The organism is Loktanella gaetbuli, from assembly GCF_020531945.1.
In the GTDB taxonomy this organism is placed as follows: Bacteria; Pseudomonadota; Alphaproteobacteria; order Rhodobacterales; family Rhodobacteraceae; genus Loktanella; species Loktanella gaetbuli.
Window position 1 is genome coordinate 96,174 of record NZ_JAJATZ010000009.1, and the last position, 20,479, is coordinate 116,652.

Here is a 20,479-nt window from a genome sequence, read left to right on the forward strand (position 1 = left end):
CAGGAGGAGAGACCGATGGACCCCAACCGCCTTGAAGGTAAAAACATTCTCATCACCGGTGCCGCACGCGGCATGGGAGAAGCCAACGCACGTTCGTTTGCCGAACAGGGTGCCAATGTCTGCATCGGCGATCTTGACCTCGACATGGCGCAATCCGTCGCGGATGAAATCAATGCCGCCGGCAATGGTCGCGCGATTGCCGTCAGGATGGACGTGACCAAGCGTGAGGACAACGCCGCCGCCGTGGCCGCGACCGTCGAGGCATTCGGGTCCATCAATGTTGGCGTGTTCAATGCAGGTCTGAACAAGCCCCGGTTCTTTATGGATATCGATGAAGACAACTGGGACATGATCATGAACGTCAACACCAAGGCGATGTGGCTGGGCATGCAGGAGGTCGCCCGCCAGATGATCAAACAGGGCCCGATGGAGGATCACCCCTACAAGCTGATCAACGTAGGCTCCATCGCGTCAAAGAAGCCGCTGGTGGACGTCACCGTCTATTGCACTTCGAAATACGGCTGCCTTGCCCTGACCGAATGCGGCGCGCTGGGGCTGGCGGAACACAACATCACCGTCAACGGCTATGCGCCGGGCGTTGTGGTCACACCGCTGTGGGAGCAGCTTGACAAGGACCTCGTCGAGATCGGCTTCAAAGAGCGCGAAGGCCAGGCCTACGAGGATATCGTCAACAGCGCCTTGGTCATCAAGCGGGTGTCCTACCCCAAGGATATTGTCGGCACCGCGTCTTTCCTCGTTTCGGATGACAGCGACTACATGACCGGCCAGATGATCTCTATCGATGGCGGCTGGGCGACGACCTAAGGCCCAATATCCAAATTTTCAGTAGCAATCCGGGGGCGCCTGTTCGCACCCGAAAGGAGTTTTCCATGTCAGAACGTCCGGGCAATGCCCTCATGCCGAACCTTCTCACCCCGATGGATCTGGAGCCGAACTGGGAATGGCGCGACAAGCTGCCTGCCCACGGTCACATGTCCGTCGATTTCGAACGCCGCATCGACCACGACCGCCTGCGCCGCTACCGCCTTGCCCGGACCGAACAGGCGCTGAAGGCGTCAGGTGCAGGCACCCTGCTGCTGTTCGATGTGAACAATATCCGCTACGTGTCGGCCACCAAGATCGGCGAATGGGAACGGGACAAGATGTGCCGTTTCTGTCTGCTGACCGGCGACGAAAGCCCCTACGTCTGGGACTTTGGGTCCGCCGCGCAGCACCACAAGCGCCATTCCGACTGGCTAGAGCCGTCGCATTGTTTGGCCGGTGTCGTCGGCATGCGCGGCACGATCCCGCCCGAGTTCGGTCTCATGCAGAAATACGCCAAGCAGATTGCGGGTCTGATCCGCGATGCGGGCATGGGCGATATGCCGGTCGGGGTGGACTATGCCGAAACCGCGATGTTCCACGCGCTGAAAGAGGAAGGCCTGAACATCGTCGACGGCCAGCAGATCATGCTGTCAGCACGCGAGATCAAGAACTGGGACGAAATCCAGCTTCTGACGCAGGCTGCGGCCATGGTCGATGGCGTCTACCACATGATCTACGAAGAGCTGAAACCCGGCGTGCGCGAAAACGACATCGTCGCGCTGTCAAACAAGATGCTCTACGAGATGGGATCCGACGACGTCGAGGCGATCAACGCTATTTCCGGAGAGCGCTGCAACCCGCATCCGCACAACTTCACCGACCGATTGATCCGGCCGGGCGATCAGGCGTTCTTTGACATCCTGCAATCCTATCAGGGCTACCGCACCTGCTACTACCGGACCTTCAACGTGGGCCGCGCGACACCGTCGCAGAACGATGCCTACGTCAAGGCACGCGAATGGATCGACGCATCCATCGCGATGATCAAACCGGGCGTCAGCACCGACAAGGTGGCAGCGGTCTGGCCAACGGCGCAGGAATTGGGGTTCGAGACCGAAGATCAGGCGTTCGGTCTGCAATTCGGCCACGGTCTGGGTCTGGCGCTGCACGAACGCCCGATCATCAGCCGCGCCGTGTCGATGGATCACCCGATGGAGATCAAGACGGGCATGGTGTTCGCGCTGGAAACCTACTGCCCGGCCACCGACGGCTATTCCGCCGCACGGATCGAGGAAGAGGTCGTCGTGACCGAAACAGGCTGCGAGGTCATCAGCCTGTTCCCGGCCGAAGAATTGCCCATCGCGAACCGTTACTGAGATGGGCAATCCGTTCGATCTGACGGGTCGTCGCGCATTGGTCACCGGCGGGGCAACCGGCATCGGCGAGGGCATTGCCCTCGGCCTTGCCGCCGCCGGGGCCGATGTGGCGCTGACCTACCGCAGCCATGCCCCGGATGAAACGCTGGCAAAAATCAAAGCTCTCGGCGTCAAGGGTGCCGCCGTGAAGGCCGACTTTTCCGGGATGGACAAGGCGGCGGCTGAGGAGGTCATCAGCTTTGCCAGTGACGCCTTGGGCGGGCTGGATATTCTGGTCAACAACGCGGGCATCATTCACCGCGAGGACAGTACCGACATGCCACTCGAGGATTGGCGGCGCGTGCTGTCGGTCAACCTCGATTCCGTCTGGTTGCTGTCCCAGGCCGCTGGCAAGCGCATGGTGGCCCAAGGGTCTGGCAAGATCATCATTGTGTCCTCGGTGCTGGCGTCGCAAGGCGGCCTGCGCGTGCCGGCCTATGCGTCCAGCAAGCACGCGGTCGTCGGTTTGACCAAGGCGCTTTGCAACGAATGGGGGCCGCACGGGGTCAATGTGAACAGCATCGCGCCTGGCTACACCGCCACGGACAACACACAGGCACTGCGCGACGATCCAGACCGGTCGCAGGCCCTGCTGGACCGCATTCCCGCAGGCCGCTTTGCCGAACCATCCGAAATCGCGGGGGCCGCCGTCTTTCTGGCCTCCGACGCCGCATCGTATTGCCACGGCAGCACCGTCACCGTCGATGGCGGCTGGCTCGCCCGTTAGGAGAATAGACAATGGACCAGTCACTTGCAGGAAAAACCGCACTTGTCACCGCAGCGGGTGCCGGCATCGGACGCGCCAGCGCCGCAGCGCTTGCGGCACGCGGCGCGCATGTCATCGCTACCGATCTGAACGGGGATCTGGTGGCGGCACTTGCCGATACCTTGCCGAACATTACGGGCCATGCGCTGGACGTGCTGGATGCCGATGCCGTCCAGACTCTTGTCGGTTCGGTGGCCCCTGTCGACATCCTGCTGAATTGCGCAGGCTGGGTGCATGACGGCACCATCCTTGATTGTGACGAAGATGTCTGGGACCGCGCATTCGACCTGAACGCCAAGGCCATGTACCGGATCACACGTGCCGTGCTGCCGGGGATGTTGGACAAGGGCGCGGGATCGATCATCAACATCGCATCCATCGTTTCCAGCGAAAAGGGCGCGCCGCGCCGCTTTGCCTATGGTGCGTCAAAGGCCGCCATCATCGGCATGACCAAGGCGATTGCGGCTGATTTCGTCAAACAGGGCATTCGCTGCAACGCCATCTGCCCCGGTACGGTCCAGAGCCCATCACTGAACGATCGCCTGACCGCGACGGGTGATTTTGAAAAGGCGCTTGCCGCCTTCAAGGACCGCCAGCCGATGGGCCGCCTTGGCCAGCCCGAGGAGATTGCCGAAATGGTGTGCTACCTTGCTGGCGATATGGCGGCGTTCACCACGGGGCAAGCGTTCGCCGTTGATGGCGGCTGGTCCATCTGATGGGTTTGGATCGCGCAGCCTCCATCGCAGATCTGCGGTTGCGTGCGAAACGCCGCATCCCGCGTTTCGCTTTCGATCTCGTTGACGGCGGTGCGGAAAATGAACGCAACATGCATCGCAACGTGGCCGCCTTTGAAGAGGTAGAGCTCACGCCGCGCTACATGGTCGATGTGTCCACGATCGACACGCGCGCCACTGTCCTTGGACAAACGTTCGACGTACCTTTCGGCATGGCGCCGATAGGGATGCTGAACGCGTTCTGGCCGGGGGCCGATCTGACGCTGGCACGCTTGTGCAAGGCGCAAAACATGCCCTATGCCGCCAGCTCCGCCTCATCCACTACCCTGGAACGACTTGCAGAAGCTGCGGACGGCAACGGCTGGTTCCAGCTTTACGTGTCCAGCGATGCGGATGTGACCGAAGGCCTGATCGCACGGGCAGAGGCGGCAGGATATACAACACTTATGGTAACGGCTGATGTCCCCGCTGCAGGCAAGCGCGACCGCGATATCCGCAACCAGCTTGCCGTGCCGTTCAGGTTCACTCCAGAAGTCATCCTGCAATGCGCGTTGAACCCGCGTTGGGCGCTGACCAGCCTGCAACATGGCACGCCGAACGTCGCGAATTATGCCGACCTGTTGAAAAGTGCGACATCCTACGCCGAGGTGCAAAAGACCCTCATCACACCGGGTTTCGACTGGGAGGACCTAAAGAGACTGCGCGCCCGATGGAAGGGCCGTCTCTTGGTCAAAGGTATCCTGCATCCCCAGGACGCCGGAACCTGCGCCGAACTCGGGTGCGATGGTATCATCGTGTCGAACCATGGCGGCCGTCAGGTGGCGTTCGGCCCACCCACCATCGAGGCATTGCCCGCCATTGCAAAGGCCGTCGCGGGCCGCATGACGATCATTCTCGACAGCGGCATCCGGCGCGGCGCTGATGTGTTGCGCGCAAAGGCACTCGGGGCAGATTTCACGATGACGGGTCGCGCCCTTGCCTACGGCGTCGGTGCCGGCGGCGCGGCGGGGGCACAGCGTGCCTTCGACATCCTGCAACTGGAACTGATCCGCGCCTTGGGTCAGATCGGAGTTGCGTCTTTTGAGGCGGTTGAGGCCTCGCAACTCAGCACCGAAGTGACCCGCCAATTCCGCGCCAACGTGTAGCAACACAATTCCAATTTCTGTGACCCGCAGCGTCGTTTTAGCGCATTGGGGGCCAAACAGGACTGTTGCGTTGCTTGCCTGAGGCCTGGTTCAGGTGGCATCGCCGCAGAAGATCGTAGGCTAGCAAACATCTGATTGATAACATGAATTTTGCCGCTGACACCTGATGTTTTGTGATGGATGTGGCCGCGTTTGATTGTTCTGATCGTTCCGATCCCACTCCGGGTCGCTTTGGCTGATCACAAGGATCGGAAGCACTGAAAGTATCCAGGCAGCGATTTCATGGCAGCATGAACGCTGCCGAGCCGATTGTTGCGGCATTTTTTCTCATTGCGCCGGATGGTGTCTAAACATGGGGCGTCGCGATGGTTGATCTCGCGGATAACCCGCCGACAGGCTTGCGCCTTGTCAGTTGCGATCGTCAGCCGGAGGTCCGCTTGAAGGACAACGGCGTTGAACTGACACTCGCACGCTACGGGGCATCGAACCGGTCCCAGTGCGCGACACCTGACCAGTCCCGCACGAATCCGTAGGGGTAGTCTGGTAGCGGCGTGCAAGACGCTTGCGTTAGCACCTCGATATCCTCTTGGTCGAGCGCGAGTCCGACCGCATCGAGATTGTCCGCCAGTTGGTCTGCATTCCGCGCACCGAGCAGGATTGATGCAACCCCTGGACGGCTGGCGAGCCATGCGAGCGCGACGTGCGACATCGGCCTGCCGTGCCGCGCTGCCACTGCGGAGGTGGCGCGCAGAATGTTGTGGGTCCGCTCGGTGTTTCGCGTCTCATAGGCCTCAACGCCCCTGTTCGGATCATCGCCCAGACGGGTGGCGCCGGTGGGGCGTTCGTCGGCAGCATACTTGCCGGTCAGCCAACCGCCACCCAAGGGCGACCATGGTGTCAGACCGATTCTTGGACTTGCCCGGAAAATGTGGAGAGCACCAACTGAGGAACCAGGAGGTGTTTTATGGGAAACGTGAACAGACCGACGCCGGAGTTTCGGCGTGAAGCGGTGCGGCTGGCACTGACCAGCGGCCGGACGCGGCGTGAGAATGCGGTCCTGAAGCAGGAGCGCGACATCCTAAAAAAAGCCGCGGCCTTCTTCGCAAAAGAGGGAAGTCGATGACCTTCGGCTTCATCGAGGCGGAGAAGGCCAGCTTCCCGATCAGCCGGATGTGTCGTGTTTTTGGGGTCAGCCAGAGCGGCTTCTTTGCCTGGCAGGACCGTCCGACTTGTCGCCGCCAGCAACAGGACATGGTCTATCTGGCCCATATCCGGACGGCCTTCGCCCTGTCGAACGGCACCTATGGCAGTCCCCGCATGCACCGCGACCTCGTGGATGAAGGGCACGAGATCGGGCGGCACCGCACGGCACGCCTGATGCGCGAGAACCAGTTGATCGCACGGCAAAAACGGCGTTTCAAACGGACGACGGACAGCGAACATTCCTGGCCGCCGCTCGGGAAAACGATCCCCCGGATCGTTTTCTGATCCTTGCAGCCGCCCAACTGATCGCGCAGGACTTCACGGCGGATGGCCCGGACCAGAAGTGGGGGGCGGACATCTCTTACATCTGGACGGCAGAAGGCTGGCTTTACCTCGCGGTCGTGCTGGATCTCTTCTCCCGGCGCGTCGTCGGTTGGGCCACGAGTGATCGCCTGAAGCGTGATCTCGCTGTAGAAGCTCTGCGCCGTGCTCTGGTGGCTCGCAACCCCGCGTCGGGACTGGTTCACCATTCCGACCGCGGATCGCAATACTGCTCTGTCAACTATCAGGCGCTGCTCCGCAAACGCGGAATCCAGATCTCGATGAGCGGGCGCGGGAACTGCTACGACAACGCGATGGTGGAAACTTTCTTCAAGACCATCAAGTCCGAGCTGATCTGGGCAGTCGCCTGGCAATTCCGCCAGCAGGCCGAAAACGCCGTCACCAGATACATCGACGGGTTCTATAACCCCGTCAGGCGTCATTCATCGCTTGGCTTCCAGAGCCCCATCGCGTTCGAGCGAAAGGCCCGGGAAGTGAGCTGAACGCTCTCCACCAAAGCCGGGCAAGTCCAACACGCCACGCCTGGCGCTCGATCTGGCCCTACGCAAGATGGGCAGGGTGATCTTGCCGACCTTCGTTGGAGATGCCTATGCAGAGCTGGAGAGGGCCGGACCTATCGTGGACGAGCTTGGCCATGACCAATGGCTGGTGACCCACAACGAGGATCGCCATCTTGCAGAGGTAAGGCGTGCGTTGGACCGGATCGTCGAAGCATTCGGTTGAGGCAACCGCTGTTGGGTCACACCAGGATGGACAGCACTTTCAGGTACGTCGGCGTTGAGCTGAATCCGCGCTGGTGATCGCCCAAGCCATCGAAATCTAGACGTTTGGGCTGGATGTCGTGGACGGCCTCGCGCATGCTCTTGATCCCACAGCGCTGCGTTTTGAACGCGGTCGTAAAGATCGCGCGGCATGCAGATTGTCCGCAAACGAAGACTGCGCCAGACATCTGGGCATCACTTGCGAATTGTCGCACGACCATGAGGATATCAGGTCGTTCGGACGGATTTGAGCGCATATTTTTCTTAACCTGAACCCTCAAAGTTCGCCGGCCTTCAGGTGTTGGCAATCTGGTATCTTCAAGCGCCGGTTCGTCTGGCAAGAAATGTCTCGAGCTGAATGAGAGCGTCGTAGATCAGCACGGCGAACAGGCCAACGATCAGGCCGCCTTGTAGCACAAAGGCGGTGTTGTTGGTCAGAAGCCCCGCGATGATCACCTCACCCAGCGTGCGGGCAGCGACGGTAGAGCCGATGGTGGCGGTGCCAAGGGCGATCACCACCGACAGCCGGATACCGGTGAGCATCACAGGAAAGGCCAGCGGTAATTCGACCCGTAAAAGCCGCTGCCAGCGGTTCAGGCCGATGCCGCGCGCTGCATCCATCGTTGCAGGTGACAGTGTCGTCAGGGCGGTGACGGAATTTTCAAAGATCGGCAGCAGGCCGTAGAGAAACAGTGCCACCAGCGTCGGCCCGCTGCCGAATCCAAGCGCAGGCACGGCAAGAGCGAGCACGGCCACGGGCGGGAACGTTTGCCCCATGTTGGCGATGGTGCGCGAAAGCGGCTTGAAGGCCGCGCCTGCCGGGCGCGTCACGAAAATGGCGAGCGACACAGCCACGATGGTCGCCGCGAGAGTTGCAGCGGCAACGAGGCCGAGGTGGCTGAGCGATAGCGACAGCAGCGAGCTTCGGGCATAGATCGCTGGGGCACCCGGCGGCGCCAGCGGTGCAAAGATGGGCGTAAACCACTCCGGTCGCAGCACAAGCGCCAGTAGAAGCAGGACCAGCAACGGGCGCAGGATCAGTCCCACATTCACGCGTGCAGCTCCGCGCGGTTGCGGATCGCCTCAAATGTGACGCGGCCAACGACGATACCCTCGCGGGTGACCGGCACGGCAGAGCGCCCGGTCCAGAGGCAGGTCGAGAGCGCATCGCGCAGGCTGGCGTCTGCTGGCAGGGCATCGCCGTCGGCTGGGCCGTCTTCAATGAGTTCTGCCAGGGGGATCAGCGACAAAAGACGCAGCGGCCTTTCGACATCGCCCACCATGTCGCGGACAAAATCCGTGGCGGGCGCGGCGATGATCTCAGCCGGCGCGGCATGCTGCACCAGTCGGCCACCGTCCATCACCGCGACCTTGTCCCCAAGGCGTATCGCCTCTTCCATGTCATGCGTGACGAGCATGATGGTCGATCCCAGTCGCTGCTGGATGCGGCGCAGATCATCCTGCGCCTGCGCCCGGATGATCGGGTCGAGCGCGCCGAACGGTTCGTCCATCAGCAGAAGTTCAGGCCGCGACGCCAGAGCGCGCGCCACGCCGACGCGCTGCTGCTGTCCACCGGATAGCTCGGCCGGGTAGCGATCGCGAAAGGCCGCTGGCTCCATCGAGAAGAGGGTCAGCAGCTCGTCGACGCGGTCGCGGATCTTTTGTTTTTTCCATCCCAGCAGCAGTGGCACGGCGGCGATGTTGCGCGCCACCGTGTGGTGAGGGAACAGCCCGTGCCCCTGAATGGCATAACCAATGCGGCGGCGCAGCAAGTGAGGCTTCTCGACATGGGTCGGCTCGCCGTTGATCCGCACCTCGCCGGAAGTCGGCTCTTCCAGCCGGTTGATCATGCGCAGGAGCGTCGTCTTTCCCGATCCCGAAGTGCCGACGATCACGGTGATCGAGCCTGTTTCGGCCCTCATGGTCACGGCATCGACAGCATGGGTGTCACCGTAGATCTTGGTCAGATTATCAATCTCGATCATGGGAAATCCTTCGGGATCGGTTGGGCCAGCTCGACGAGGATGTCCATTACGATAGCTGAGGTCAGCGCCAGCGCGACCGTTGGCAGTGCGCCCAGCAGTATCAGGTCGGTGGCTGTCTGGTTCAGGCCCTGAAAGACGAATGTGCCAAGCCCGCCACCACCGATCAGGCCCGCGATCACCGCAAGCCCGATGTTCTGCACCAAAACGATGCGCAGACCAGTCAGGATGACAGGAAGGCCAAGAGGGAGTTCAATCCGCAACAGGCGCTGCGTCGGCGTCATACCCATCCCGCGCGCCGCGTCGCGGGCGGCGGCCGGAGCCGAGGCGAGGCCAGCGACGGTATTCCCGACGACCGGTAGAAGCGAATAGAGGACCAACGCCAAGAAAGCCGGGGCAAAGCCGATCCCTGCAATGCCGATCGCCTGCGCCCCGGGCATGTTGTCACCGACCCAGCCGAGGATCGGGATCATCAGGCCGAACATGGCAAGCGACGGAATGGTTTGCAGCAGGCTGAGCACCGGAAGCACGCTGCCGCGCAGCTGCGCGCGGCGGTAACAGACGATGCCGAGGGGGAAACCGATGACCGCCGCCGTGGCGAGCGAGCCGAAGGCCAACGCAAGATGGCGCAACACCGCGTCCGCAAATTGCGCGCGGCGGCCAGCGTATTCCTGAAGGATGGACAGCGGCGCAAGCGCGCCCGACCACAGGATCAGCGCCAGAGAGCAAAGCACGGCCGCCAGCAGTCCGGCGCGGGCAATCGGCCCCGGTGCCATCTGGGTCAGCGCGTCGGCCATCATCAGGGTCAAGATCAACAGCAAGCACCAAAAGCCCATGGCGGGCGAGACGCGCGCATAGTCACCCGCGGCGCTGTCCAGAAGCGCCGGGGCACCCTGCATGAGCAGCCACAAGATACCGCAAAGGCCAAGAAGCGCGCCGCAAAGGCGCAGGTCTTGCCGCCCCGACGGGATGCCGAACAGAAGGCCCAGCACGACTGCAGCAACGCCGGACAGCGTCTCGGCAGGGCTGGCGACGTGCCATGCCATCACGCTTTCGCCCGCTACGATGCGGTTCGCGGCGATGGTCATGAACGGACTCAGCAGCGCGGCCATCCCAAGGACTGCGAAAAAGACGCCCGGCGGGGAAAACCCCCGCCAGACGTTCGACGTGGATCGTCCTGCGGCGATCAAGCCGTCAATCCAAGACGCCGCTTTGTGTCAGGTAGTCGCGGGCCACGGCTTCGGCCGGCTCACCACCGACCTGGATGCGGCCGTTAAGCTCTTGCAACGTCTCCATATCGAGAGAGGTGAAGATCGGGTTCAGTACCGCCGGAATTTCCGGATATGCTTCCAGCACCTCGGCGCGAACAATAGGGGTCGCCTCGTAAACCGGCTGTACTCCCTTGTCGTCCTGCATGACGACCAGACCTGTGGCCCCGATGCCGCCATCGGTGCCGTAGACCATCGCGGCGTTCACGCCCGACGTGCCGCGTGCCGCGGCCTGAATCGTTGCCGCCGTGTCGCCACCCGACAGGATCACGGTCTGGTCCTCCGACAGCGCGAAGCCGTAGGTTTCCTGCATGGCCGGCAGGACAGCCGGGGACGAAACGAACTCTGTCGAGGCCGCCAGCTTCACATCACCCCCGCCTGAAACCCACGCGCCGAAATCCGACATGGTGGACAGGCCGTTATCTTCCGCCAGCGGACCCGTGACTGCGATGGCCCACGTGTTGTTGGCCGGCGCGCTCTCAAGCCAGGTGATGTTGTTTGCCTCGGCGTCGAGTTCTGCGGCGCGGTCGTGCGCCTCCTGCGGGTTCTTCCAGACATCGCTGTCCGCCTCATTGAAGAAGAAGGCAGCATTGCCCGTGTATTCCGGATAAATGTCGATCTGCCCGGCCAGAAGAGCCTCGCGGACAACCTGCGTGCCGCCAAGCTGTAGCCGCCGCTCGACCGGCATCCCGGCATCTTCTAGTGCAAGGGCAATGATATTCCCCAATAGCCCACCCTCTGTGTCGATCTTGGACGAGACGGTGATTTCGGTCTGGGCCTGTGCTGCGGCGGCAAAGGCGGCGAACAGTCCCGCGGCGGTAATGGGGTATGTCTTCACGGATGATTTCCTTCCGGTGGTATAGATGCACGATGGCGTTCGGCGTCAGTTCGTGGAGGAAGGTAGATTGCGTGGGCCGCCTGCCAACCCCACAAGGATCCGATACGATTGGTCGGGCTGCTATTGAGAGTGTTGCAGGATTGCGGTGCCGACTAACGCAAAGAGCGACAGGTCAGAGTGCGCGATGCGACAGGAAGTGATGGATAATGATGGGAAAGCCTGTTCGCCGCCGATTTTGTTGAAAATTGCGGCTACGCTCGAAACCACCAGTTTTTCGAGAGCACCCGTTCGCGACAAGGGTCGCCCCCTCCCGTCAGTTCAAAATCGATCATCGGCAGAACAGACATCTGGTCCGAGGTCTGTCCGCGCTGGGCAGGGAGTTTTGCAGCAAAATCGGCCCATACCGGACATTTAGCATGACGACCGACCCTGCGGGAAGCGGACGCTGGCAGCCACTTGAGTAACTTGACGGTGGCTGTGCGGACAGAGCGCGCATGCGTTGCGATTATCAAACGTCAGTCAGTGCTGTCGCAGTGGATGTAGACTTTACTGGCATCAGCCAAACGTGACGCGTGGGCCAAAGTCATCTTTGACGTGTATATTTGAATTCAGACCAACCACCAGTCCAGCTTGGCGCGCCGCGGCTTGCCAGGATGCGACGATAGCGAACTCACTCCGGGAAAGCGTGTGCCTGATCGGGTGCAAAAGTGAAGGATACCGCCTCTCCGGTCGACATAACCATGTCCTGCGGCAGGGCCGCGATGATCTTGCTGCCGTTAGCAAGTTTGACATCGACTACGGTTTCCGACCCGAGGCGTTCGGTCAGAACGACTGTTCCGTGCAACATACCCGCGTCGGCCCCGACAGGGCGCAAGTATTGCGGACGCACACCCAGCGTTGCGGTCTGGCCCGTGGTAAAGTCTCGGCCCTTGCGCGGGACGGAAATGGCATCGAGTGACGGGCTGCTGACAGTAACCGTGTCCGGACCAACCTCCGTGACGTTGACGGGAATGAAATTCATTGACGGCGCGCCCAGAAAACCCGCGACGAACAGGTTAGCGGGGTTGTGATACAGGTCCATCGGCGCACCGGCCTGCATGACCTGGCCGTCCTTCAGCACGACAATCTTGTCGGCCAGGGTCATCGCCTCGACCTGATCGTGAGTGACGTAGATCATCGAGGCCCCAAGATCCTGATGCAGCTTGCCGATCTCCATCCGCATATCCATGCGCAGGGCAGCATCGAGGTTTGACAGGGGTTCATCAAACAGAAAAACCTTGGGGTCGCGCACGATGGCCCGTCCAATGGCCACGCGTTGACGTTGGCCGCCTGACAGTTCTGACGGGCGGCGGTCCAGCAGGTGTTCCATTTGCAGGATCCGCGCGGCGTTTGCGACGGCAGCTTCCTTGTCGGCCTTGGATACCTTGTTGATCGTCAGGCCAAAGGCCACATTTTCGCGCACGGTCATATGCGGGAAAATTGCGTAGCTTTGGAATACCATGGCGATGCCGCGCCGGGATGGTTCCAGATCGTTGACACGCACGCCATCAATTTCCAGCGTCCCTGCGGTGATATCTTCCAACCCGGCGATCATGCGCAGCAGGGTCGATTTGCCACAACCGGACGGCCCGACAAAGACGACGAATTCACCGTCGGCGATGTCGATATCAACACCCTTGATGACCTCTGTTGCGCCATAGCTTTTGCGAATGTCGCGCAGTTTTACGTCAGCCATAACCTTACTCCGCCGCCATGCGTTGCGGCACGAGTTCCAGCAGCCCGTCGTCCGTGACCCGCACCGGTTCGGGGTCCATGACGTGGCCTACGAAATCACCGCCTCCGGGCCGGTCGGCAAAGCCGAGGATCATCAGCCCGTCGTCGGTATCCACGATCCGTGCCGCATAGCGGGCCGGGGGCAGCGCACCGTCCAGAAATTCGGGTGCCAGCTGCCAAGGCCCGCGCGGGCTGTCGCCGATCAGGTAGTGGTTGCCCGTGGTGGGACCAGTCTGCGTCGTTTCGGCGCGCTCCTTGCTGAAATGTTCTGCCGCCGTGCAGAACAGGCAAAACCAGTGGCCGTCCTTTTGGAACACTTGCGGTACTTCCAACTGGCCGTAGCCGCCGACAAAGACGGGCGGTTGCAGCGTCCAGTCATAGCCGTCGGGCGAGGTCGCGAACCCGATGCAGCCGCCAGCGTTCGGCTCGGCCACGTCCGCCTTGCGGGCGGTGAAATACATCAACCATCCATCGCCGTCGGGGTCCTTCATGACCCAAGGGTCGCGCATGGCGCGGTCGTGCCAGAAACCGACCAAGTGATCGGCCTCATAGTGGTGTGCATTCTCGCCCTTGAGGTCCAGCGCCAGACCGTCACCCACACGCGTCCAGTTATGCAGATCGGTCGATGTCGCATGACCGACCCGCTGATACAGCGCATCCTCTGCATGACTGGTTCCGGTGTAATAGAGGTGCCACAGATCATCATCGCCGCGCACCACGGATCCCGTCCAGGTGGTGTAATCGTCCCAGGCGGGCCCCTCGGCGGGACCGAAGGTGTGCCCTTGCTGGTCCCAGTTCACCAGATCGGTGCTGGTCGCGTGGCCGATGCTTGCATTCAGATGCCGCAGTTCGGGGTCACCCAGCGACCGAGGCGCCTTGAGGTAGTAGCCATGCCAAGTGTCACCGTCGCGAATATACCAACTGTCCCAGACAAAGTGATCTTTGAGTGCGAGAACCATGAGCGTTCAACCTTTCACGCCGGTAGAAGCAATGGACGAGATGAACGCCCGTTGCATGACAAGATAGAAGGCCAGCACCGGGACCGTGATGATCGTCAGATAGGCCATGATTTCACCCCAGGCGGTGTCGAGCTGAAAGAAGTATTGCAGCCCGACCATCACGGGGCGGTAGCTTTCCTGTTGCACCACGATCAGTGGCCACAGGTATTGGTTGTACATCACCAGAAACTTCAGGATCGCGGCGGTCGCCAGCACAGGGCCCGCCAGCGGCATGACTACGCGGCGGTAGATCTGCCACCATGACGCGCCTTCGACGCGGGCGGCCTCGATCAATTCGCGCGGCAGATCCTTGAAGTATTGCACGAACAGAAACACCGTCAGACCGTCGGCAATCCATGGGATGATCTGCACGCGGTATGTGTTCAGCCAGCCGAATTGCAGTCCCTCCAGCCCGATCCACGGCAGCTTGCTGACCAGCAGCAGCAGCGGGATCGCGATGGTCTCGAACGGAACGATCAGGGTGGCGATGATGATCCCGAGCAGCAGGTCGCGGCCCTTCCATTTCAGAAAGGCAAAGCTGAACGCGGCAAGCGAGCACAGAAAGAGCGACAGCAACACCGTCACCCCGGTCACGAGGACGGAGTTGAAGACGAACAGCCCCACCGGTGCGCGCGAGAATGCATCGGTGTAGTTGTCGAACCCGATGTCACCCACTGGCAGAAACGCCCTCAGGCTGGCGGTGTCGCGCAGCAATTGGTCGCTGGGCTTGAGGCTGGACATCACCATGAACAGCAGCGGAAAGATAAAGATCACGGCGATCAGCGTCAGGACGACATAACGCACAGCCAGGCGCAAACCGTGATTGTCAGCGGAAATGGTGGCCATGGTTCAGCGCTCCCGCGTCAAGAATCGTTGAATCAGAGATATCGTCAGGACCAGCAGGAACAGGATCACGCTGATCGTGGCACCGCCAGAGATGTCCTGTTTGCCGTAGCCGCGTTCGACCGTCTGGAAGACCAACGTCGTTGTGCTGTCCAGCGGGCCGCCGTTGGTCATCACGTCGATCTGCGCGAACAGGGCAAAGGCCTGCATGGTGATGACGATCAGCACCAGCACGGCGGTGTTGCGCAGTCCCGGCCAGGTGACATAGCGAAAGGTCTGCCACTTGCTGGCGCCTTCGATGCTGGCCGCCTCGTACAGCGTCGGACTGATCGTTTGCAGTCCGGCCAGCCAGATGACCATGTGAAATCCGACGGCCTGCCAGATCGACATGGCCATGATCGACCCAAGAGCCGTGTCCGGATTACCCAGCCAATCGCGCGGCTCGAATATGCCGAACGTCAGCCCTTGCAGCATGTTGTTCAAAAGGCCGCTGTCGGGGGAATAGAGGAACCGCCACAGTAGCGACACCACGACAATGGAAACCACGACAGGCATGAAATAGATTGCGCGATAGACGTTGATGCCACGCAGCCGCTGGTTGATCAGCAGCGCAAGGCACAGCGCCAGACCGGCCTGCACGGGTGCCACCACCAGCACGAATTTGACCGTGTTCCATAGGCTTTTCCAGAACACCACGTCGGTCGCCACAACGACCTTTGCCGTGTCGCCGGACTGCCAGCGGAACCATTCCTGCATACCAGCGTATTGCGGGAAATCGGGATTGTTGCGGGTAAAACTGCGGACGCGCGGATATTCGGGCAATCCATCGTCGTCGCGGATGATTGTGCCCGCGTCGTCGCGTTCCGGCTCCAGCGTCAGCACGCCGATGGACAGCAGATTTTCGTAGTTGCTCAGCCCGACGAATTCCGTGGGATTGGGTGAAATCAGCCGCTGGTTCGTCAGCGAAAGGTAGAATGCGAAAAAGAAGGGGATCACGATGAACAGTGCGATCAATCCGAACCCCGGCAGGGCAAAGCCCCAGCCAGCGCGGTTGGATGTGGTCAGTTTCGATGCCATGCGTTCCCCCTCCCCAATCGTGTCCGGGGGCCAGCCTGTGGCCCCCGGATTTGCGCTTATTCGGTGTGGCCGTAGCCCGCGTTGCGCTCGATGTCGGCGTTGATCTCGTCCACCGCGGCGTCCAGCGTGTCGGCAACATCAGCACCGTTTGCGATGTCGGCCAGCGCCTTTTCAAAGACCTTTGCCTGGACCACGTAACCGGGGGTCACGGGGCGGACCATCGCTTGCGCCTCGGTCAGGTCATAAAACACCGCCATCGGGCCGCCGTCCTGATAGTTCTCGGTCATCTGCGCCGATGATGTCGTGGGCGGGATCAGACCAATCGCGTTCGAGAACGCGGCGAGATATTCGTCCTGCAACGCGAATTCGATAAAAGCGGACGCGCCGTCAGGATGTTCGGATGCCGAGGACACGCCAAACTGCCAGCTTGCCGCGCCGATCTTGGGGCCATTGCCGAAATCCGGAGCGGGCAGGAACACCGTATCTTCGAAGGTGTTCATGATGTTCATCGCCGCCCAGTTGCCGTTCCAGCTAAAGGCATATTTGCCGTCCTGAAAACCGGTTTCGCGGGCTGCGGGATCCTGGCTGGTGCCGGGGACCAGATCATTCGCGAACAGGCCCTGCCACCATTCACCGAAGGCCATCGCCTCTTCGCCGTTCAGCACGCCTTCGGCGGTCTGATAGGTATCACGATCGACCAGATCGCCACCAAAGGATTGCAGGAACGGGCTGAACGCATAGGGATACCATTCGCCGGTCCATGCCATGCCCAGATCAAGCGCATACTCAAAGTTGCCTGATTCCTTTGCTGCATCCAGTGCCGCATTGAATTCTTCCAGCGTCCAGGGTTCTTCTAGCGTCGGCGTGCGCAGGCTCAGATCGTCCAGAATCGACTGGCGCGTCACAAGAGCGACGGCCGCGTCCCACAGGCCAATGGAATACAGTTCTCCGTCCCAGTAGCCCTTGGGGCCGGGTAGAAAGTTTTCGATCTTGGATTCGTCGATTTGCAACGGCTGCAGATAACCGGACCAGGCCCAGTTCGGCATGACGGGGCCGTCGACATCAATGATGTCAGGCAGGTTGCCTGCGAGGGCGGCAGCAACGACAGAGTCGTTATAGCTTTCCTGCGGAAAGCTCTCGACAACCACGTTCCAGTCGGACTGGCTGGCGTTGAAATCCGCGACGATCTGGTTCAGCACTTCGGCTTCTTGCGGGTTGCCAGCACCGTGATACCACATGGACAGTTCGGTCTGGGCTGCGGCCATCGTGGCCCAGCCGGTCGTGGCCAGCAGGGCCGCGCCTAGGGTTGTTCGCATTTTCATTGTGTCATCCTCCCGATTGACGTCAGTTTGGTGATGGGTGTCGGCATGGTCCTCACGGACTGACCGCTCTGTACGGGGCCGCTGACAAGCACCGGCGCACCCGGCACGTCATCGGCATCGTCGATCATGCGCAGCAACAGCTGCGTCGCCCGCACGCCCATAGCGTGATAGGGCAATTCTACCGACGTCAACGTCGGGTAGAGCGTTTGGGTAATCGTGCGGTAGTTGTCGTAGCCCGTGACACTGATGTCATCCGGCAGGTTCAGACCGCGCGACCGCAAGATCCCGTAGGCGCGCATCGCCATCTGGTCGTTGCCGAAACAGATGACCGTGGGCGGCACGTCAAGCGACAGAATGCGATCGATGGCATCCCACAGGATCTGCACCTCGGCATCCTGATCGGTCGTGCCGATGCCAGCCACGATCACCAGCGCAGGATCATAAGGGATGCCCGCAGCAGACAATGCGTCGCGGTAACCTTGCGTGCGCAGGCGCGTCGCGTCCAATTCGGCGTTCAACGTCAGATAGGCGATACGGCGATGACCCTTTGCGATCAGATCGGCAATCAGCATTTCCTGGCCCCTGCGGTCGTGCGGCAGGATACAAGGCGTGCCGGTGTCGTCATAGCAGTTCGCCAGAACCAGTCGTGTCTGCGCCGACACCGGCGGCAGTGAAACACTGCGGTGGTGGTCCGCGACGTAGATGATGCCCTCGACCCTGTGCTGTTCAAACGTCCGCATCAGGCCCGGGACCCTGTCGGGACGGCCACCGCTATCGGCGATCAGCAGTGTCTTTCCGCTGGTCTCCATCGCTTTCTGGACGCCTTGCACGATGAACAGATCAGGCAGGCCCGTCGTGTCAGGTTGTGACGCATCAACAGAAATCGCGCCGGTGATCAGGCCGATCAACCCCGATTTGTTGGACCGCATTGCACGGGCAGCCGATGACGGCGCATAGCCCAGTTCCGCAATCACAGCGTGCACGATCTTGGCCGTCTCTGCCTTGACCGGCGCATCGCCGTTCAGCACCCGGCTGACGGTCTTGGGGGAAACGCCGGCCGCCTTGGCCACGTCGTAGATCGTACTCATGATGATCCTCCCCCACACCGTCAGCAACGTGTTGCTTCGCCTATGACACCGATGTCATGACACCGATGTCATATCTCTCTGGTCTCTGGTTGGTCAAGGTCTTTGTCGCACCTTGCACGCCGCAGCATGCACACCGACGCTCAGTATCGAGATGGGGATCGATTTTGCCTTCGACCGCGAGCAAGCAAAGGGCTGATATTGATGTTTTCCGGCGCTAAGAGGCTGTGGAGGGCCACGTCGACCAAATCAGACAGACCATCTTGCATAATTCTTTACTGTCGCATTTGCGAACCGATGCGGCGGTGCAGCGAAAGCAAGTAAATACTCCTGACATATTCATGCAGTCAGCGAACAAAATCGCTCGAGAAAAAATGGGCGTTCCATGATCAAAGTTCTTTCTGGGGTTTGGGCCCTTCTGCTGGGTATCGTTTTGATCATGCTGGGGAACGGCATGCATTTCACCCTGATCGGCCTGCGTGGCGGCATCGAAGGGTTTACGTCGAGCGAACTGGCCATCGTGACCTCCGGCTATTTCCTCGGCTTTCTTTCAGGTGCGCGTCTTACGCCGTTGATGATCCAACGTGTCGGCCATGTGCGCGTCTTCGCAGCACTTGGCAGTTTCATGTCGGCGGCATTGATTGCGCTGCCGCTTCTGACAGAGCCGTGGGCCTGGACTGTGCTTCGCGTTCTCGTCGGGTTTTGCATGTCGGGCATCTATGTCGCTGCGGAAAGTTGGCTGAATGCCGCTGCCACCAATGAGACACGCGGGAAAGTTCTTTCGGCCTACATGATCGCGCAGACCCTTGGCATTATTGGCGCACAGGGGCCGCTGACGCTGGGCGACGCCGGAACGTCTGTGCTCTTTATCTGTGCCTCTATCCTCGTGTCGGTTTCATTCGCGCCCATTCTGCTGTCTGCCGCCGTGGTTCCGGTGGTCGAAGTCGCCAAACCCATGCCTTTGCGTGACCTGTTCAGGGGCTCGCCACTGGGAACGGTAGGCATATTCCTGCTTGGCAGCGTCTATGCGACCCAATCAGGCATGGGGGCCGTTTTCGGCACCAAGATCGACCTGACGGCCAATCAGATTTCGATGTTCATTGCCATGTTGTTTGCTGGTGCATTGGCGATGCAATATCCGATCGGCTGGTTATCGGACAGGATGGACCGGCGCAGGCTGATCTTCGGTCTTGCCGTCATGGGCAGTACCGCATGTCTGCTCGGATGGGCGACAGACGGTGGCATATCGATGCTGATGATTGCTGCATTTTTTGCCGGTGGTGTCACCACCCCGCTATATGCCTTGCTGTTGGCCTATACGAACGATTCACTGTCTGCGTCAGATATGCCCGCTGCGTCAGGCGGTCTTGTCTTTACCTTTGGGTTGGGCGCGATCATTGGCCCGCTGGTGACCGGTTGGGCCATGCAAAACTTGGAACCAAGGGCATTCTGGCTGGTGCTGGGTGTTACGTTTGTCGCCATCGCGCTTTACGCGCTTTACCGGATGACACAGCGGACCATCGCAACGGTCGATGAAACCGATAGTTACCTGAACGTCCTTCCGACTGCATCTCCTGTCGCGATCGAGGCGGCCGGCGAATGGGCCGTCGAAAACGCTGAGGCAGAACGCGAAGCAAAAGCAGTGGACGCCTGATTGGACTAGTTGGGCTCAATGCAGCCTTGTGATGTTGCAACACGTCCTGCCTTGGGCACGTCAGATCGGCCAGGTACTGTTGGATTGGGCCGAGGAACGCGGATAGGCTTCGCCCCTATCAAGTCCAGTCAGCCGCAACAGAACGCCTGGATCGAGCGCAACAATCGCACCGTGCGACACGACTGGCTGGACCAATAAAACATCACTGGTATCAAGGAGTCCCAGCACTTCGCTACGCAATGGCTCTCGACTTCAATGACGATCATAAGAATATGGGCATTGGCCGCATCACGCTTTCAATAAAACTGAAAACGGCTGCGTCGTTCTACGACCAAATCCCGTTTATAACGGGAGGATTACCCATCTCCCAACGCGCCCCGTCTGCTTCCACGAGCAAAACGGCAACACAAAAAGCCACCCGAAGGTGGCTGTTATCTCATTGTGATCA

19 protein-coding genes and 3 pseudogenes are annotated in these 20,479 nt (G+C 60.7%); 9 read left to right on the forward strand and 13 right to left on the reverse strand.

The window, feature by feature from the left end; genetic code table 11:
• Positions 1–15 precede the first annotated feature (15 nt).
• The 5 genes from LGQ03_RS15315 to LGQ03_RS15335 all read left to right on the forward strand — a co-directional run bounded on the left by LGQ03_RS15315 (position 16) and on the right by LGQ03_RS15335 (position 4,885).
• Positions 16–825 (forward strand): SDR family NAD(P)-dependent oxidoreductase, encoded by an 810-nt coding sequence (locus tag LGQ03_RS15315; RefSeq protein WP_090161473.1) that lies wholly within the window; start codon positions 16–18, stop codon positions 823–825.
• Positions 826–890: 65 nt separating this feature from the next.
• A complete protein-coding gene (locus tag LGQ03_RS15320) occupies positions 891–2,201 on the forward strand; it encodes a M24 family metallopeptidase (RefSeq protein ID WP_090161470.1) in 1,311 nt (436 codons plus the stop codon).
• 1 nt (position 2,202) lies between these two features.
• Positions 2,203–2,967 carry an SDR family oxidoreductase gene (locus LGQ03_RS15325; RefSeq protein WP_226749091.1) on the forward strand — a complete coding sequence of 255 codons (765 nt, stop codon included), beginning with the start codon at positions 2,203–2,205 and terminating at the stop codon, positions 2,965–2,967.
• An 11-nt stretch (positions 2,968–2,978) separates the two neighbouring features.
• Positions 2,979–3,722: an SDR family oxidoreductase gene (locus LGQ03_RS15330; protein WP_226749092.1), complete on the forward strand. Its 744-nt coding sequence runs from the start codon at positions 2,979–2,981 to the stop codon at positions 3,720–3,722.
• Positions 3,722–4,885: an alpha-hydroxy acid oxidase gene (locus LGQ03_RS15335; protein WP_226749093.1), complete on the forward strand. Its 1,164-nt coding sequence runs from the start codon at positions 3,722–3,724 to the stop codon at positions 4,883–4,885. The genes LGQ03_RS15330 and LGQ03_RS15335 overlap by 1 nt, the downstream gene beginning before the upstream one ends.
• A 125-nt stretch (positions 4,886–5,010) precedes the next feature.
• Here LGQ03_RS15335 and LGQ03_RS16825 read toward each other — a convergent pair.
• Together LGQ03_RS16825 and LGQ03_RS15340 are read right to left on the reverse strand one after the other, a co-directional pair.
• Positions 5,011–5,310, reverse strand: a pseudogene (locus tag LGQ03_RS16825) (DDE-type integrase/transposase/recombinase); the annotation flags it as partial.
• A 47-nt stretch (positions 5,311–5,357) separates the two neighbouring features.
• Positions 5,358–5,951 (reverse strand): aldo/keto reductase, encoded by a 594-nt coding sequence (locus LGQ03_RS15340; protein WP_319004505.1) that lies wholly within the window; start codon positions 5,949–5,951, stop codon positions 5,358–5,360.
• Here LGQ03_RS15340 and LGQ03_RS15345 point away from each other — a divergent pair.
• Positions 5,850–6,912, forward strand: a pseudogene (locus LGQ03_RS15345) (IS3 family transposase). The gene LGQ03_RS15340 and the pseudogene LGQ03_RS15345 overlap by 102 nt on opposite strands.
• An 82-nt stretch (positions 6,913–6,994) precedes the next feature.
• A complete protein-coding gene (locus tag LGQ03_RS15350; protein WP_226749094.1) occupies positions 6,995–7,153 on the forward strand; it encodes a hypothetical protein in 159 nt (52 codons plus the stop codon).
• Between the two features lie 16 nt (positions 7,154–7,169).
• Here the strand turns inward: LGQ03_RS15350 and LGQ03_RS15355 are convergent, their stop codons facing one another.
• The 11 genes from LGQ03_RS15355 to LGQ03_RS15405 all read right to left on the reverse strand — a co-directional run bounded on the left by LGQ03_RS15355 (position 7,170) and on the right by LGQ03_RS15405 (position 18,380).
• The gene (locus tag LGQ03_RS15355) at positions 7,170–7,532 is read right to left on the reverse strand and encodes a hypothetical protein (protein ID WP_226749095.1); all 363 of its coding nucleotides are present in this window, start codon (positions 7,530–7,532) and stop codon (positions 7,170–7,172) included.
• Positions 7,510–8,244, reverse strand: coding sequence for an ABC transporter permease (locus LGQ03_RS15360; RefSeq protein ID WP_226749096.1), 735 nt, complete (start codon positions 8,242–8,244; stop codon positions 7,510–7,512). Before LGQ03_RS15360 ends, LGQ03_RS15355 begins: the two co-directional genes overlap by 23 nt.
• Positions 8,241–9,176, reverse strand: coding sequence for an ABC transporter ATP-binding protein (locus LGQ03_RS15365; protein WP_226749097.1), 936 nt, complete (start codon positions 9,174–9,176; stop codon positions 8,241–8,243). The genes LGQ03_RS15360 and LGQ03_RS15365 overlap by 4 nt, the downstream gene beginning before the upstream one ends.
• A complete protein-coding gene (locus LGQ03_RS15370) occupies positions 9,173–10,285 on the reverse strand; it encodes an ABC transporter permease (protein WP_226749098.1) in 1,113 nt (370 codons plus the stop codon). The genes LGQ03_RS15365 and LGQ03_RS15370 overlap by 4 nt, the downstream gene beginning before the upstream one ends.
• A gap of 82 nt (positions 10,286–10,367) precedes the next feature.
• Entirely contained in the window at positions 10,368–11,279 is a 912-nt protein-coding gene (gene osmF / locus LGQ03_RS15375; protein ID WP_226749099.1) for a glycine betaine ABC transporter substrate-binding protein OsmF, read from the reverse strand.
• Between the two features lie 670 nt (positions 11,280–11,949).
• Entirely contained in the window at positions 11,950–13,014 is a 1,065-nt protein-coding gene (locus LGQ03_RS15380) for an ABC transporter ATP-binding protein (protein WP_226749100.1), read from the reverse strand.
• Positions 13,015–13,018: 4 nt separating this feature from the next.
• Positions 13,019–14,011, reverse strand: a complete 993-nt coding sequence (locus tag LGQ03_RS15385; RefSeq protein ID WP_226749101.1) for a glycoside hydrolase family protein — start codon at positions 14,009–14,011, stop codon at positions 13,019–13,021.
• A 6-nt stretch (positions 14,012–14,017) separates the two neighbouring features.
• Positions 14,018–14,896 (reverse strand): carbohydrate ABC transporter permease, encoded by an 879-nt coding sequence (locus LGQ03_RS15390; RefSeq protein ID WP_090161441.1) that lies wholly within the window; start codon positions 14,894–14,896, stop codon positions 14,018–14,020.
• Between the two features lie 3 nt (positions 14,897–14,899).
• The gene (locus LGQ03_RS15395; protein ID WP_226749102.1) at positions 14,900–15,970 is read right to left on the reverse strand and encodes a carbohydrate ABC transporter permease; all 1,071 of its coding nucleotides are present in this window, start codon (positions 15,968–15,970) and stop codon (positions 14,900–14,902) included.
• Positions 15,971–16,026: 56 nt separating this feature from the next.
• Positions 16,027–17,292: an extracellular solute-binding protein gene (locus tag LGQ03_RS15400; RefSeq protein ID WP_226749103.1), complete on the reverse strand. Its 1,266-nt coding sequence runs from the start codon at positions 17,290–17,292 to the stop codon at positions 16,027–16,029.
• Positions 17,289–18,380, reverse strand: coding sequence for a LacI family DNA-binding transcriptional regulator (locus LGQ03_RS15405; RefSeq protein ID WP_226749104.1), 1,092 nt, complete (start codon positions 18,378–18,380; stop codon positions 17,289–17,291). The genes LGQ03_RS15400 and LGQ03_RS15405 overlap by 4 nt, the downstream gene beginning before the upstream one ends.
• A gap of 382 nt (positions 18,381–18,762) precedes the next feature.
• Between LGQ03_RS15405 and LGQ03_RS15410 the strand changes: the two genes are divergently transcribed.
• Positions 18,763–20,031 carry an MFS transporter gene (locus tag LGQ03_RS15410; RefSeq protein WP_226749105.1) on the forward strand — a complete coding sequence of 423 codons (1,269 nt, stop codon included), beginning with the start codon at positions 18,763–18,765 and terminating at the stop codon, positions 20,029–20,031.
• A 76-nt stretch (positions 20,032–20,107) separates the two neighbouring features.
• A pseudogene (locus tag LGQ03_RS15415) lies at positions 20,108–20,351 on the forward strand (integrase core domain-containing protein); the annotation flags it as partial.
• Positions 20,352–20,479 lie beyond the last annotated feature (128 nt).

Coding starts and splice junctions, on each gene's coding strand:
- LGQ03_RS15325 (WP_226749091.1), top strand. CDS start 2,203: ATGGGCAATCCGTTCGATCTGACGGGTCGTCGCGCATTGGTCACCGGC.
- LGQ03_RS15320 (WP_090161470.1), top strand. CDS start 891: ATGTCAGAACGTCCGGGCAATGCCCTCATGCCGAACCTTCTCACCCCG.
- LGQ03_RS15385 (WP_226749101.1), bottom strand. CDS start 14,011: ATGGTTCTCGCACTCAAAGATCACTTTGTCTGGGACAGTTGGTATATT.
- LGQ03_RS15365 (WP_226749097.1), bottom strand. CDS start 9,176: ATGATCGAGATTGATAATCTGACCAAGATCTACGGTGACACCCATGCT.
- LGQ03_RS15395 (WP_226749102.1), bottom strand. CDS start 15,970: ATGGCATCGAAACTGACCACATCCAACCGCGCTGGCTGGGGCTTTGCC.
- LGQ03_RS15405 (WP_226749104.1), bottom strand. CDS start 18,380: ATGAGTACGATCTACGACGTGGCCAAGGCGGCCGGCGTTTCCCCCAAG.
- LGQ03_RS15400 (WP_226749103.1), bottom strand. CDS start 17,292: ATGAAAATGCGAACAACCCTAGGCGCGGCCCTGCTGGCCACGACCGGC.
- LGQ03_RS15380 (WP_226749100.1), bottom strand. CDS start 13,014: ATGGCTGACGTAAAACTGCGCGACATTCGCAAAAGCTATGGCGCAACA.
- LGQ03_RS15390 (WP_090161441.1), bottom strand. CDS start 14,896: ATGGCCACCATTTCCGCTGACAATCACGGTTTGCGCCTGGCTGTGCGT.
- LGQ03_RS15370 (WP_226749098.1), bottom strand. CDS start 10,285: ATGGCCGCGCTGCTGAGTCCGTTCATGACCATCGCCGCGAACCGCATC.
- LGQ03_RS15315 (WP_090161473.1), top strand. CDS start 16: ATGGACCCCAACCGCCTTGAAGGTAAAAACATTCTCATCACCGGTGCC.
- LGQ03_RS15330 (WP_226749092.1), top strand. CDS start 2,979: ATGGACCAGTCACTTGCAGGAAAAACCGCACTTGTCACCGCAGCGGGT.
- LGQ03_RS15410 (WP_226749105.1), top strand. CDS start 18,763: ATGATCAAAGTTCTTTCTGGGGTTTGGGCCCTTCTGCTGGGTATCGTT.
- LGQ03_RS15335 (WP_226749093.1), top strand. CDS start 3,722: ATGGGTTTGGATCGCGCAGCCTCCATCGCAGATCTGCGGTTGCGTGCG.